Origin of the sequence: Polynucleobacter sp. MG-6-Vaara-E2 (genome assembly GCF_018687695.1) — a bacterium.
In the GTDB taxonomy this organism is placed as follows: Bacteria; Pseudomonadota; Gammaproteobacteria; order Burkholderiales; family Burkholderiaceae; genus Polynucleobacter.
This window is the reverse complement of sequence record NZ_CP061303.1, coordinates 77,808-92,848: the sequence shown is the minus strand read 5'-3', so window position 1 is coordinate 92,848 and position 15,041 is coordinate 77,808. Positions and strand designations below refer to the sequence as shown.

At 45.8% G+C, this 15,041-nt stretch carries 11 protein-coding genes; 4 read left to right on the top strand and 7 right to left on the bottom strand.

Annotation, left to right across the window (positions count from 1 at the left end):
* Positions 1 to 4: 4 nt before the first annotated feature.
* The 6 genes from mlaE to ICV38_RS00505 all read right to left on the bottom strand — a co-directional run bounded on the left by mlaE (position 5) and on the right by ICV38_RS00505 (position 11,143).
* On the bottom strand, positions 5 to 802 hold the full coding sequence (gene mlaE, locus ICV38_RS00530) for a lipid asymmetry maintenance ABC transporter permease subunit MlaE (RefSeq protein WP_215381746.1): 798 nt from the start codon (positions 800 to 802) through the stop codon (positions 5 to 7).
* A complete protein-coding gene (locus ICV38_RS00525) occupies positions 802 to 1,650 on the bottom strand; it encodes an ABC transporter ATP-binding protein (protein WP_215381743.1) in 849 nt (282 codons plus the stop codon). The genes mlaE and ICV38_RS00525 overlap by 1 nt, the downstream gene beginning before the upstream one ends.
* A gap of 10 nt (positions 1,651 to 1,660) precedes the next feature.
* Positions 1,661 to 3,124 (bottom strand): glutamate synthase subunit beta, encoded by a 1,464-nt coding sequence (locus tag ICV38_RS00520; RefSeq protein WP_215381741.1) that lies wholly within the window; start codon positions 3,122 to 3,124, stop codon positions 1,661 to 1,663.
* Positions 3,125 to 3,162: 38 nt separating this feature from the next.
* Positions 3,163 to 7,908, bottom strand: a complete 4,746-nt coding sequence (locus ICV38_RS00515; RefSeq protein WP_215381738.1) for a glutamate synthase-related protein — start codon at positions 7,906 to 7,908, stop codon at positions 3,163 to 3,165.
* A 184-nt stretch (positions 7,909 to 8,092) separates the two neighbouring features.
* Positions 8,093 to 8,797, bottom strand: coding sequence for a transposase (locus ICV38_RS00510; protein WP_215381735.1), 705 nt, complete (start codon positions 8,795 to 8,797; stop codon positions 8,093 to 8,095).
* A 9-nt stretch (positions 8,798 to 8,806) separates the two neighbouring features.
* A complete protein-coding gene (locus ICV38_RS00505; RefSeq protein ID WP_215381732.1) occupies positions 8,807 to 11,143 on the bottom strand; it encodes a penicillin-binding protein 1A in 2,337 nt (778 codons plus the stop codon).
* A gap of 278 nt (positions 11,144 to 11,421) precedes the next feature.
* Between ICV38_RS00505 and ICV38_RS00500 the strand changes: the two genes are divergently transcribed.
* Genes ICV38_RS00500 through aroB form a run of 4 tightly spaced genes read left to right on the top strand, consistent with a single transcriptional unit; the run spans position 11,422 to position 14,647 of the window.
* Entirely contained in the window at positions 11,422 to 11,922 is a 501-nt protein-coding gene (locus tag ICV38_RS00500; RefSeq protein WP_215381729.1) for a hypothetical protein, read from the top strand.
* A 29-nt stretch (positions 11,923 to 11,951) separates the two neighbouring features.
* On the top strand, positions 11,952 to 13,019 hold the full coding sequence (locus ICV38_RS00495; protein WP_251368162.1) for a secretin and TonB N-terminal domain-containing protein: 1,068 nt from the start codon (positions 11,952 to 11,954) through the stop codon (positions 13,017 to 13,019).
* Positions 13,020 to 13,031: 12 nt separating this feature from the next.
* Positions 13,032 to 13,556, top strand: a complete 525-nt coding sequence (locus tag ICV38_RS00490) for a shikimate kinase (RefSeq protein ID WP_215381724.1) — start codon at positions 13,032 to 13,034, stop codon at positions 13,554 to 13,556.
* Positions 13,557 to 13,564: 8 nt separating this feature from the next.
* Positions 13,565 to 14,647, top strand: a complete 1,083-nt coding sequence (gene aroB, locus ICV38_RS00485; protein ID WP_251368262.1) for a 3-dehydroquinate synthase — start codon at positions 13,565 to 13,567, stop codon at positions 14,645 to 14,647.
* Here aroB and cyaY read toward each other — a convergent pair.
* Positions 14,644 to 15,027: an iron donor protein CyaY gene (gene cyaY / locus ICV38_RS00480; protein WP_251368161.1), complete on the bottom strand. Its 384-nt coding sequence runs from the start codon at positions 15,025 to 15,027 to the stop codon at positions 14,644 to 14,646. The genes aroB and cyaY overlap by 4 nt on opposite strands.
* Between the last annotated feature and the right edge of the window lie 14 nt (positions 15,028 to 15,041).

The window sequence follows — 15,041 nt, the reverse complement described above, 5'->3', positions numbered from 1 at the left end:
CTTTCTAATTCGAAAACATCATCGCGGTTAGCAAGAAATCTAATGCCAAAACCGACAAAGAAGAAATCACCACGGTACGTGTTGTTGCCTGTGAAACACCCTCAGGCGTTGGTTTAGCTTCATAACCTTGATACAAGGCAATAAAAGTCACTGCTACGCCGAATACCAAACTTTTAATCAGGCCATTTCCAATGTCGGAAAAGAGATCAACGCCACCCTGCATTTGTGACCAGAAAGCTCCAGAATCAACCCCAATCAATGGAACGCCAACAAAATAGCCCCCCATTACACCAACGGCAGTAAAGATTGTGGCCAAAATTGGCATGGAAATAATGCCAGCCCATAGCCGTGGAGCAATTACACGGCCTAAAGGATCTACCGCCATCATCTCCATTGCGCTAAGCTGCTCACCAGCCTTCATCAGGCCAATTTCTGCAGTTAGTGAAGTACCAGCCCGCCCTGCAAACAATAAAGCGGTAATAACGGGGCCCAATTCACGCGTCAGAGACAAAGCAACCAATAAACCCAAGGCTTGCTCTGAGCCGTAACGATTTAAGGTGTAGTAACCCTGCAGGCCTAAAACAAATCCCACAAACAAACCTGAAACCGCAATGATCACAAAAGAGTGATTGCCAACAAATAAAATTTGATCAAGAACTAAGCGGGGTCTTTTTAATAAAAAACCTGAGCGCCAAATCACAGCCGCAAACATGCGCGCAGCAAGCCCAAGACTTGCTAAATTGCGTCGAATAAAAAAACCAAGATCACCGAAAAGATCTAAAAGTTTGTGAAGTGCAGTCATTAAGCTCTCACTCCAAAATCGTCTTCCAGACTTTTTCCTGGGTAATGAAATGGCACGGGACCATCAGGTGCGGCATCTAAAAACTGTCTAACAAAAGGATCAGTAGAGCGACTTAATTCTTCTGGAGTACCTTGTGCACCAATTTTTCCATTGGCGATGAAATAGACGTAATCGGCGATTTCAAAAGTTTCCTCAACATCGTGGGTAACCAATAGGCTCGTGGCTCCTAGAGCATTATTAAGATCGCGAATCAATCTTGCGGTAATGCCCAAAGAGATCGGATCCAAGCCCGCAAATGGCTCGTCATACATGATGAGTGGAGGATCTAATGCAATCGCTCTTGCAAGTGCAACTCGTCTCGCCATGCCACCTGAGATTTGCGACGGCATTAAATCACGAGCACCGCGCAAACCGACTGCATTGAGTTTCATCAACACTAATAAGCGTAAAAGCTCTTCACTTAAATCAGTATGCTCACGCAATGGAAAGGCTACATTTTCAAAAACACTCAGATCGGTGAATAAAGCACCGAATTGAAAAAGCATACCCATACGTCGACGAGCAGCCATGAGTTGATCGCCACTCATCTTGCCAATATCTTGGCCTTCAAATAACACTTGCCCAGATTGCGCCGTGAATTGACCGCCGATTAAACGCAGAATAGTGGTTTTGCCACAGCCAGATCCACCCATGACTGCAACTACTTGGCCACGACGAAACTCCATATTGAGTCCCGACAAAATTTGTCGCTCACCAGGCGCATAGGAGAAGTCGACGTCCTTAATAGAAACGACAACTTCACCTAGTGGCTTTTTGACATCCAATGCGCTTGGCTGAGAACTGTTCATATCCCCGATATTATCGGGGTAAAACAGATGACCCCATTAAATACTGGTCTACTGCTTGAGCGCATTGACGACCCTCACGAATTGCCCAAACCACCAAAGATTGGCCGCGGCGCATATCCCCGGCAGCAAATACCTTGGGAACATTAGTTTGGTAGGCGTTTTGGCCATCTACAGTTGCTTTTGCATTCCCGCGAGCATCTTTTTCAACGCCAAAGGCATTGAGTACCTGCTGAACTGGTGAAACAAAGCCCATTGCTAAAAGCACTAAATCTGCCTTGATCTCAAATTCGGAGTTTGGAACCTCTGACATCTTGCCGTCCTTCCACTCCAAACGAACACCAATCAATTTCTCAACTTTGCCGTTTTTACCTTCAAAACGCTTAGTACCAACAGACCAGTCGCGCTCACAACCCTCTTCATGAGAAGAGGAGGTACGCAACTTCGTTGGCCAATATGGCCATACCAAAGGCTTATTTTCTTCTTCTGGTGGCTGCGGGAGTAATTCGAACTGAGTGATCTTAGTTGCGCCGTGACGGTTAGATGTTCCAACGCAATCAGACCCAGTATCACCACCGCCAATCACAACCACGTGCTTATCAGTCGCGCGGATTTCATTTTTGAAGTCACCAGCATTTTCTTTGTTCTGGGGAATCAAGAACTCCAATGCATAGTGAACGCCAGCTAATTCACGGCCTGGTACAGGCAAATCACGTGGTTGCTCTGCACCACCGGTAATTACCACCGCATCAAAATCTTTCATCAATTGCTCAGGTGAAACTGTCTTTGTGGAGTAATTTTTTACTTCCGCGCCGATTGCCTCTTTACCAACGAAAACGCCGGTTTCAAATTTCACGCCTTCAGCTTGCATTTGTTCAACGCGGCGATCGATCAACCATTTTTCCATCTTGAAGTCAGGAATACCGTAACGAAGCAAACCACCGACACGATCGTTCTTTTCAAATACCGTTACATCATGACCAACACGCGCTAATTGCTGAGCAGCCGCCATACCAGCAGGGCCACCGCCCACAATGGCGACCTTTTTACTAGTCTTAGTTTTCGGTGGCTGTGGCTTAACCCAACCACTTTCCCAGCCCTTATCAATAATTGCGTGCTCAATTGACTTAATGCCTACTGGTGCGCGATTGATACCTAATGTACAAGCAGCCTCGCAAGGTGCTGGACAGATACGACCAGTGAACTCTGGGAAGTTGTTAGTGGATTGCAAAACATCTAACGCATTCTTCCAATCGTTATGAAACACCAAGTCATTAAAGTCAGGAATGATGTTATTAACTGGGCAACCGTTGTTGCAGAACGGAATACCGCAGTCCATACAACGCGCGCCCTGAACCTTGGCTTCTTCGTCAGTTAATGCGGCAACGAACTCTTTGTAATGGTGGAGGCGTTTAACGGGCGCTTCGTATGTTTCATCGACACGCTCAAACTCCATAAATCCAGTGACCTTACCCATATCTAATCCTTAGTATCTTTTCTTAATGTCTCTATTAATTAAGCAGCAACCGTTTTCTTTTGTGACTTTTCCCACAACTCACCAAGCGCACGCTTGTACTCGGTTGGTAGAACCTTCACAAAACGACCACGAGCATTTTCCCAATCAGCCAAGAGTGCTTTAGCGCGCTCTGAGCCGGTATAGCGGAAATGACGCTCAATTAATCCTTTCAAGATTTGCTCATCAGTTAAGCGCTCGCCACCGTCTTTAACATCAACAGGAGCATGCCACTCAGATTTCGGCATCTTGGCATTCTGTTCTGCTGAAGGCAGTACTTTTTCCAAGGTTGCCATGCTGGTATTACAACGCTTATCGAATAAACCATCTTCGTCATATACATAGGCAATGCCGCCGCTCATACCTGCAGCAAAGTTACGGCCAGTTGTTCCGAGAACGACAACAGTGCCACCAGTCATGTACTCACAACCGTGGTCACCAGTACCCTCAACAACTGTTGTAGCACCAGAGTTACGAACTGCGAAACGCTCACCAGCAACGCCATTAAAGAATGCTTCACCAGCAATGGCACCGTAGAGAACAGTATTACCAACAATGATGTTCTTCGCAGTATCGCCACGGAATTCATGAGGAGCGCGAACAATCACGCGACCACCTGACAAACCCTTACCAACATAGTCATTGCCATCACCCACTAAATCTAAGGTAATGCCACGAGCCAAGAATGCCGCAAAGCTTTGACCTGCAGTACCGTTCAACTGAATATGAATCGTGTCATCTGGCAGGCCTGCATGGCCATAGCGCTGAGCCACTTCACCAGAAAGCATTGCACCAACTGTACGATTGACATTCTTCACCGGAACGATAAAAGAGACTTTCTCGCCACGCTCTATAGCAGGCTCACTCTTCTCGATCAAGATGTTATCCAAGGCACTTGCCAAACCATGATCTTGTGTCAACACTTGGTAGCGTGGCACATCAGCAGCCACTTGAGGTTCAGCAAAGATCTTGCTGAAATCCAAGCCATGCACTTTCCAGTTTTCAATGCCTTTACGGGTATCCAAGAGATCTACACGACCAATCAAGTCATCAAACTTACGAATACCAAGTTGCGCCATGATTTCACGAGCCTCTTCCGCAATAAAGAAGAAAAAATTCACGACATGCTCTGGCTTACCAGAGAACTTCTTACGCAGCTCTGGATCTTGAGTTGCAACACCGACTGGACAGGTATTCAGGTGACACTTACGCATCATGATGCAACCCTCAACAACCAATGGTGCAGTCGCAAAACCAAATTCATCAGCACCCAATAAAGCACCGATAACAACGTCACGACCAGTCTTCATTTGACCATCAGCTTGAACACGAATACGGCTTCGTAATCCATTAAGAACCAAGGTTTGCTGGGTTTCAGCCAAACCTAATTCCCAAGGTGAGCCAGCATGCTTAATAGAAGACAGTGGTGATGCACCCGTACCGCCGTCATGGCCAGCAATCACAACGTGATCTGCTTTAGCCTTGGCAACACCGGCAGCAACTGTCCCAACGCCAACTTCGGATACCAACTTCACAGATACATCTGCCTTTGGATTGACGTTCTTCAAGTCATGAATCAATTGAGCGATATCTTCAATTGAATAAATGTCATGGTGTGGAGGAGGAGAAATCAAGCCAACGCCCGGCACTGAGAAACGTAACTTACCAATGTAATCGGAAACTTTTCCGCCGGGCAACTGACCACCTTCACCAGGCTTTGCACCTTGTGCCATCTTGATCTGCAATTGATCAGCAGAACGAAGGTATTCAGTGGTAACGCCAAAACGACCAGATGCGACCTGTTTAATTTTGGAGCGTAATGAGTCACCATCCAATAATGGAATGTTGGCTTCTACAACATCGCTACCCAAAATACTGGAAAGGGTTTCGCCTTTCTTGATTGGAATACCCTTTAGCTCGTTCACATAGCGATTTGGATCTTCGCCACCCTCGCCAGTATTGGACTTGCCGCCAATACGGTTCATCGCAATTGCTAAAGTAGCGTGTGCCTCAGTAGAAATAGAGCCTAGAGACATCGCGCCCGTCGCAAAACGCTTAACGATCTCTTTTGCTGGCTCAACTTCATCCAATGGAATCGCTTTGCTTGGATCAATCTTAAACTCAAATAAACCGCGCAAAGTCATCTGACGTTTAGTTTGGTCGTTGATGATGTTGGCGTACTCTTTATAAGTCTGATAACCCTTATCTGCACCTATACGGGTTGAATGCTGCAACTTCGCGATTGTGTCAGGAGTCCACATGTGATTCTCACCGCGAATACGGAAAGCATATTCACCACCGGCATCAAGCATATTGGTCAATACTGGATCGTTACCAAATGCAGCGCTGTGCATACGCAAGGCTTCTTCAGCAACTTCAAATACACCAATGCCACCAACATTCGATGGAGTGCCCTTGAAGTACTGATCAATGATGTCGCTGTTTAAACCAATCGCTTCGAAAATTTGTGAGCCGGTGTAAGACATATAAGTAGAGATGCCCATTTTGGACATCACTTTTTGCAAACCTTTACCAACCGCTTTGACAAAGTTCTTCACTGCTTTTTCACCAGACAAATCGCCTGACAAACCTTTAGCCAGCTCAGTCAAAGTTTCCATTGCGAGGTATGGATGAACAGCTTCAGCGCCATAACCAGCCAGAAGCGCAAAGTGATGAGTCTCGCGTGCGCTACCTGTTTCTACTACGAGACCTACGCTTGTGCGCAAACCTTTTTGAACTAAATGTTGATGAATTGCAGAAGTAGCCAATAAGGCAGGAATGGCAACGTGCTTTTCATCAACCTGACGATCGCTCACAATCAGAATGTTGTAACCAGAACGCACAGCATCAGCAGCCTCAGCACACAAAGATGCTAAGCGCGCTTCAATGCCAGCCTTACCCCATGCTGCTGGATAGCAGATATCTAACTCGTAAGAGCGGAACTTGCCGTTGGTGTAGTGGCCAATGTGACGAATCTTGGTAATGTCATCAAAATCCAAAATAGGCTGGCTTACTTCCAAGCGCATGGGAGGATTGATATTGTTGGTATCTAACAAATTAGGCTTAGGCCCAATGAAAGAAACCAAAGACATCACCATGTTTTCGCGAATCGGATCGATCGGAGGGTTCGTAACCTGTGCAAACAATTGCTTGAAGTAGTTATATAAAGGCTTGTTCTTATTTGAAAGCACGGCCAATGGGCTGTCATTACCCATGGAACCAATTGCCTCTTCACCATTCATAGCCATTGGAGCCATGAGGTATTTAATATCTTCTTGGGTGTAACCAAAGGCTTGCTGACGATCAAGTAATTTTGCAGCAGGACGAATCGTCGCTTTGTCGTCGATTAAGTCTGCTTTGCTAGCATCAACTTCATCCAACTTAACACGTACCGCATCAATCCAGCTCTTGTATGGCTTGGCTTTAGATACAGCGTTCTTTAGCTCAACGTCATCAATGATGCGGCCTTGTTCCATATCGATCATGAACATCTTGCCTGGTTGCAAGCGCCACTTCTGAACAATTTTGCTTTCAGGGATTGGCAATACACCAGCTTCGGATGCCATGATGACTAAGTCATCATCCGTTACGTAATAACGTGCTGGACGTAAGCCGTTGCGATCCAAGGTTGCACCAATTTGACGACCATCAGTAAATGCCATCGCTGCAGGGCCATCCCATGGCTCCATCATTGCTGCGTGATATTCATAGAATGCACGGCGATTGTCATCCATCAATGTATGCTGTTCCCATGCTTCAGGAATCATCATCATCATTGCTTGGGCCAATGGATAACCGGCCATGACCAACAACTCTAAACAGTTATCAAAGCATGCAGTGTCTGATTGGCCTGGATAAATCAATGGCCATAATTTTTGTAAGTCATCGCCAAGTACTGGAGAGCTAATTGCGCCCTCGCGTGCATTAACCCAGTTGACGTTACCTTTAACGGTATTGATCTCTCCGTTGTGCGCGATCATGCGATACGGGTGAGCCAATTCCCAAGCTGGGAAGGTATTTGTAGAGAAGCGCTGATGTACTAATGCCAATGCAGATACAGTGCGCTTATCTTGTAAATCTTGGTAATAAGCACCCACTTGGTTTGCTAACAGCAAACCCTTATAAACAATGGTTCTAGCAGACATTGAAGCAACAAAATATTCTTTGCCATGCTTCAAATGCAAATCCTGAATTGCGTGACTAGCTGTTTTACGAATCACATACAACTTTCGCTCAAGCGCATCGGTTGTCATGATGTCGCGGCCACGTCCAATAAAGATTTGACGAATAAATGGCTCGGTCATTTGAACTGTTGGGGACATTGGTAACTTCACATCTACCGGCACATCTCTCCAACCCAAAACAACTTGGCCCTCTAAACGCACAGTGCGTTCGAGCTCTTGTTCACAAGCTAAACGGGATGCATGTTCCTTTGGTAAGAAAATCATGCCAACGCCATACTCACCAAATGGCGGCAAAGTAACACCTTGTTTCGCCATTTCTTCGCGATACAAAGTATCTGGAATCTGAATCAAAATACCAGCACCATCACCCATCAATGGGTCTGCACCAACCGCACCCCGGTGATCCAAGTTCTCAAGAATCTTTAAACCCTGTGCAACGATCTCATGAGATTTCTTACCCTTGATGTGCGCGACGAATCCTACGCCACAGGCGTCATGCTCATTCCTTGGGTCATATAGACCTTGAGCGGTTGGACGAAGATCTGATTTGATTTGTGTAGTCATAGTATTTCCGAGAGGCAACAGTGGCCTAATAACTTTTGGAGGATCAAATATAGGTGAATACCCATATCGATGCAATAGAAATAAAATGTGTCTGTCCCATTTATTTTGATGCCGCACCAAAATGAATTTTCTAATTGGGGACAGAGTCAAGACCTGAAAAGATCTGAATATTGCCTGTTTAAATCTAAGCTACTGAATTTAAAGAGTTTATTTTCTTTGGGCGACCACGGTGACGTATTTGAGCAAGCTCCGGCGTATTTTTAAATAGCTTTTTCGCGTAAATGTCGCTCACCCAAGGTTTGGAACGTATCAAAGATTCGGTGATTTGTCGGTCCTCCCAGTGGGGGGCGCCCTCTTTAACGAAGTTTGCCCAAGCCATTTGGCGCTCAAAGGGGGTGTTGCCCAACTTCCAAAAATGCTGGTGATCAACCAGCCAAGGCTCTGCATTTCCGCCAATGTGGGTAGCAAAGCTAGTCCACCTGGAGTCTTGGGGGCTGGATTCGTAACCTGCTCTCACAGGGTTGAGCTCAATATAGCGCTGACACCGTAGGAAATAATCCGGATCAATCAAGGATGAACGATATCTTCCTTCCCAGATCGTGCCCGAGCGATGATGTTGCTGATTAAAGTATTGGGCATAACGACGGCCCAATGATTGCATTGTCTTTGCTAATGAATCTCCATTTTGAGGAGTAAGAAGTAAATGAACGTGATTTGGCATTAAGGCAAATGCATGGACAGCGCAGCTAAATTGCCTGGCTGCTTCACGCAACCACTCCAAATAAATACGACGATCATCATCGCTAAAGAAAAGGGTCTCGCGATTATTACCGCGAACCATGACATGCATGACTTGGCCCGGTATGACAGTACGCGCTTGGCGAGCCATGATGACGAACTACTGCAGTTCGCGGGTTCCGCCACCCCGAGCGAACTCAGGAATAAACCAATCACCATCTGCCTGAGTTACGCCCTCAGGAACTACACGCGATTCTTGTGGTACATCTTTTAATGCGGTAGACATATAAGAAATCCACATCGGCAAAGCTAAACCTCCACCAGTTTCACGATCACCTAAACTTGCGGGTTTATCAAAACCAATCCATGCAATCGCAACTACCTTGGGGTTGTAACCCGCAAACCAAGCATCATGCGACTCATTGGTGGTACCTGTCTTACCCGCAATATCACTGCGCCCTAGCTTGGCGCGGGCAGAAGCTGCAGTACCAGTCTTAGTTACTTCTTGCAACATACTGTCCATGACGAAAGCAGTACGCGCATCTAAAACTCGGGGAGCACCATCGCCCACAGTCGCTGGCTTTGCTTCAAAAAGAATGGTCCCTTTTGAATCTACCATTTTATTAATCAAGAATGGATCTACTCGATAGCCCCCATTTGCAAATACGCTGTATGCCGAGGCCATTTGTAATGGGGTTGCCGATCCAGCGCCTAAGGCCATTGTGAGATAAGGCGGATGCTTCTCAGGCTCGAAACCAAAACGTTGAATGTATTCCTGAGCATATGAAGGTCCGATCGCACGAATAATACGAACTGATACGAGGTTCTTCGACTTGGCTAATGCGTTACGTAAACGCATCATGCCGTCATATTTACCATCATAGTTTTTTGGCTCCCATGCCTGACTGCCAGTCTCTAAACCACCGATCGATAGTGGTGCATCATTAACCATTGTGCTAGGCGTGAAACCTTTTTCAATTGCAGCAGCGTAGATAAAAGGCTTGAAAGATGAACCTGGCTGACGCAAAGCCTGAGTGACGTGATTAAATTGATTACGACGGAAATCAAAACCACCAACCAAAGAGAGAATCGCGCCCGTCTCCGCATTCATGGAAACGAAAGCTGCTTCTACTTGAGGGAGTTGTGCTAATTTCCAAATACCGCCATCAGACAGCAATCTCACGATAGCGCCAGGACGGAGACGTTTTTTAGGTTGAGTGCTGTCAGTCAAAGAGGCTGCCGCCAACTTCATGCCCTCACCTTTGATCGTAATTGTGTCACCCGTAGAAATCATCACCTGCATTTCTTTTGGCTTTACATCCAAGACTACGCCGGACTGTAAATCGTCTAGTTGGGGATACGCCAACAATGCTTCATCAATTGCACGCTGACGTTTTACAGGATCTTCAGGCAAATCAATAAAGCCCTCTGGGCCACGGTAAGCGTGGCGCAAATCATATTCAAAGATTCCGCGACGAACTGCCTTATATGCAGCATCTTGATCGGACTTCAAAATGGTGGTGTAGACATCAATACCTTGCGAGTAAATCGCCTCACCGTACTGAGTAAAGAGTAATTGACGCACCATCTCTGCTGGGAAGTCAGCTCGAACGGCAAACTCATTGCCAAGCCCGCGAATATGGAGCTCTTCAATTATCGCCTTTTGATAGTCTTCAGTACTGATATAGCCAAGATCGCGCATGCGTTGCAAGATGTACTCTTGACGAATCTTGGCGCGCCTGAAATTAGTGACCGGGTTGTATGCTGAAGGGGCTTTAGGCAATCCCGCCAACATTGCAGATTCTGCGATGGTAATGTCTTTTAATTCTTTACCGAAATAAATTTGTGCGGCACTAGAGAATCCAAACGCACGCTGACCCAAGAAAATTTGGTTCATGTAAATTTCTAGAATCTTGTCTTTAGTGAGTTGAGACTCAATCTCCCACGCTAATAGCACTTCATAGATTTTGCGGCTGAAAGTTTTCTCATTACTCAGGAAAAAGTTACGAGCAACCTGCATCGTGATCGTTGAGGCGCCCTGAGATAGATGGCCGCGCAGGTTCGTTACAGCGGCTCTAATAATGCCAACGTAATCAACCCCGCCATGAGAGTAGAACCGATCATCCTCAATAGCCAACACTGCATTTTTCATGCTCGCCGGAATTTCGTTCAAAGGAATCACCTTGCGACGCTCTTCGCCAAACTCGCCAATTAAAACTTTATCAGCCGTATAAATACGTAGAGGTGTTTTAGGGTTGTAATCCGTTAAAGCCGAAATTTTGGGCAAATTAGGCTTAGCCACCAAAAAGGCATACCCCAAAAGCAAAGTCACTACAAAGGCTAATGCGACACCAATGATCAAGAGCGCTTTAATAAGAGGGTTGCCGGAGGATTTACGAGGCGAGCCAGGATCTACACGAGGTTGACCTGGACGTCTGCTGGGCTGACGAATAGGACGTTGATTAAACGTCGGCTTGTCTTTTGGGGGGAGCGCCATATGCTCAAATTATAGGGTGCTTAGGTAATTTTTCCGAAAACTCCAAAACCGCTTTTTTCTGACAAATGGATCAATGAATCCTGATAGTTTTTTATCGCTCTTATTTCCAGAATAAGGGCATGTCACCCCGCCATATCTCCCCTCAATCATTTGATGAAATTTTGAGCGAACTTGGGGATGATCCCGCAATACCAGACCCTCATGGAATCCGAAAGACTACCAGCCCCAAATCCCATCCAAAAATGGAGCTAGCAGCCCAAATTCCCAACCTGGGAGAGTTGAAAAAAATGGCTCTATTGGTGGGGCTTGGAATCGGTTTAGTCGTTCTAGGTCTTGTCCTATCTAGCAATTTCGAACCCATGAAATCCTCCCCAGAACCACCTCCTCAAGTAAACCAAAAAGAGCTTGCTAAGCTCGAAGAGGAATTAGGATTGTTGCGGGAAGAAATTCTTATTATTGAGGATGAACTATATGATTCAATTGAATTAATAGAAGTAAGTGTTCACTCATTATTAAATAATAAGATTTCCGCACACCCCAAACCTAAGGTGCCAGTCGTTCCGTTTGAGAGCGAGCTACGCCTTTGGCGCTACTTAGGAATGAGCCAAAGCGGCTCATCTGAACAAGCATTTTTTCAAAATGGACAGGCAACAATCATGATTGAAAAGGGGGCTCCTTTACTGGGCGATTGGCGACTTAGTCACATCAATAAAGAAGCTGCAATTTTGGCCCACCTCCAGGGCAAAACTATCACACTCAAATCCTCAAAAGCTCAATGATTATTCAGGCCAATAAACTTGTTTTATGGGTGTTGATATTTGCAATCCTTTCAAGCGCACCAAGTAAAGCGGCGATTGAAGGAAGTAGCACCTTTGAGGCACCTATCAGCTTGCAATTTAATGACATTGAAGTAGCAGAGCTTTTGCAGATTCTCGCCAAGCTTGGTAAGACCAATTTCTTGCTGAGTGAATCCATCAAGGGCAAGATAACAGTCGATCTAAACAATACGCCTTGGCAAACAGCTCTGCACTCAATTTTGGCAAGTCGTGGCTTACGTTTGATAAGAAACGGCGACATCTATTGGATTGGACCAAACGCAGAGATTGCAGCATTTCAAAAACATCGGCGTGAGGATGCGGCACTCCCCTTTGGAGGCGAACATATCAATAGCCCCAGACAAATCTTGATTGAGGCTCGCATCGTTGAGGCGGATGAACGTTTTGCCCGAGAACTAGGAGCAAAGCTTGATTACCAAGCCAGTAGTCTTAATGGCATTACTGATAGCAAACTTGGCACGCTCTTTGATTTAGGGGGTGCCGGGCTTAATGGTTTTAATCCCGCAGCAGTAGCTGCCACATTAATTTCCAAGAACGCGAGCAGACTTTTGCAAATGGAATTGTCTGCCCTCGAATCAGAAGGTCAGGGGAAAATTCTGTCGAACCCGCGCATCATGACCGGAGATCAAGTGAAGGCCACTATTGAACAAGGAACTGAGCTGCCCTATCAAACAACCTCACAAAATGGCAGCAAGTTGCAGTTCAGAAAAGCGAACCTACGCTTAGAGGTTTTACCCAAAATCCATCCCGATGGAAAAATATCCATGTTGGTGGGTATCAACAAAGATACGATTGGCATGAAAACTGAGCAAGGGTATGCCATTGATACTAAAAGCCTTAGCTCGGAGGTAACTGTGGAGAACGGCGGTACCGCAATTATTGGCGGCATCTTTCAAACCACCGAAAGGGAGGATGAAGTCAAAGTACCCTTATTAGGGGATATCCCCCTTCTTGGCGCTTTATTTCGCCATAAATCCAAATTAAAAGATAAAACTGAACTCCTGGTCTTTCTAACCCCTACCGTTCTAGATAAACCCTAATAAAATCAAAGGGTGAACTCTACGACAAACAATATCTTTCTGATCGGCCTTATGGGCGCCGGAAAGTCGACCGTCGGTAAAGTCCTAGCAAAAAAATTAGGGCGTCGTTTTTTAGATGCTGATCATGTTATTGAAGAGCGCTGTGGCGTAAAAATTCCTGTCATTTTTGAGATGGAAGGCGAAGAAGGTTTTCGCAAACGGGAGGCTCAAGCTATTCGAGAGGTCACTAATGAAAAAAATATCGTTCTAGCAACTGGTGGTGGCGCCGTACTACTCCCAGAAAATCGCCAAGCCTTGAGCCAACAAGGAACCGTGATTTATCTTCACGCCAATCCTACTGAATTATGGCATCGCACCAAAGGTAGTGAAGGACGCCCCCTACTTCGTAATGGTGACGCGAAAAAAATTCTAGAAAATTTATATGCAATTCGCGATCCTCTTTATCGCGAGATTGCTGACCACGTGATTGAAACTGGCAAGCCTAGTGTTAATCAACTGGTAAACACCTTAATCATGCAGCTTGATCTCTCCACCTGAAATTTATGATGAAAACACTTGAAGTTGATCTTGGTAATCGCAGTTATCCCATCCATATTGGTACTGACTTAATTGATCAGCCTGGGTTATTTAATGCTTGTGAAAAATCAACCTCAATCTACATCGTTACTAATACCACTGTTGCTCCCTTATATGCGCAGCGTCTGACTAAAACTTTAGAAAATTTTGGCAAGCCAGTACGAACGATTGTTCTGCCTGATGGTGAGTCTTATAAAGACTGGAAAAATCTCCAACTCATTTTTGATGACCTACTAAAGTTTGGAGCTGATCGCCAAACGATGTTGATGGCTCTCGGTGGTGGTGTTATTGGCGACATGACCGGCTTTGCAGCTGCTAGCTTTATGCGTGGTATTCGTTTTATTCAAGTGCCTACGACACTGTTGGCACAAGTGGATTCCTCTGTTGGCGGCAAAACAGGTATCAACCACCCTTTAGGCAAAAACATGATCGGCGCCTTTCATCAGCCTGTTGCTGTAATTGCCGATCTCAATACCTTAAAGACCTTGCCTGCACGTGAGCTCTCAGCAGGTCTAGCGGAAGTGGTCAAACATGGCGCTATTGCTGATGCGCAATTTTTAGATTGGATCGAAGCTAACTCAAAAGCCTTGCTTGCTTGCGATACCGATGCAATGAGTCATGCCGTATTACGTTCTTGTGAAATTAAGTCAGCAGTGGTTTCTGCGGACGAGAGAGAAGGCGGCATCCGGGCTACCCTGAACTTTGGCCACACCTTTGGCCACGCGATTGAAGCTGGCATGGGTTATGGCGAATGGTTGCATGGTGAAGCCGTTGGATGCGGCATGGTGCTTGGTGCAGATTTATCTTGCAGACTCAATCTCATCAGCAAGGCAGAGGTTGAGCGCCTTACTAATATCATTCATTCAATGAATCTACCCATCATGCCTCCAAAATTTGGTGCCAAGCGTTATATGGAACTCATGCAAGTTGATAAAAAAACAGAGGGTGGCCAAATCCGCTATGTGGTTTTAGAGAAAATGGGTAAGGCTCAAATCAAGAGCGTGCCAGACGCTCAAGTGATTGAAACCTTAACTGCCACTGGTGCAGCTTAGGCTTTCATTAGCGCGATCTTAATCGGTTTACCAGCCTGTGTGCTGGCAAATCCTGATAAATCACTTAGGAGCTCTTTACCGGTTTTAGTATCGAGCCATAGGGGCTTGGACATGGTTCCAGACCAGCGATAGTGGTAACCGCCTGATTTTGCTGCAACCCAAATTTCATGGAGAGGGGGTTGGGTGTTCACCACAATCACGCTTTTGTCCCGAAAACGAATATTAATGACATTGCCACCCTGGCGCTCTACATCTAAATCGAGATCTAATTCATCATCAGCAGCCTCTAACGCAACCTCAATTGACTGCAATAAATTGCTACCCAATTGGTAAAACTGCTTGTCATCGATAGTTTCTATGCCAGAATTATTTGGATTCATAAGAGAGTCCTGCA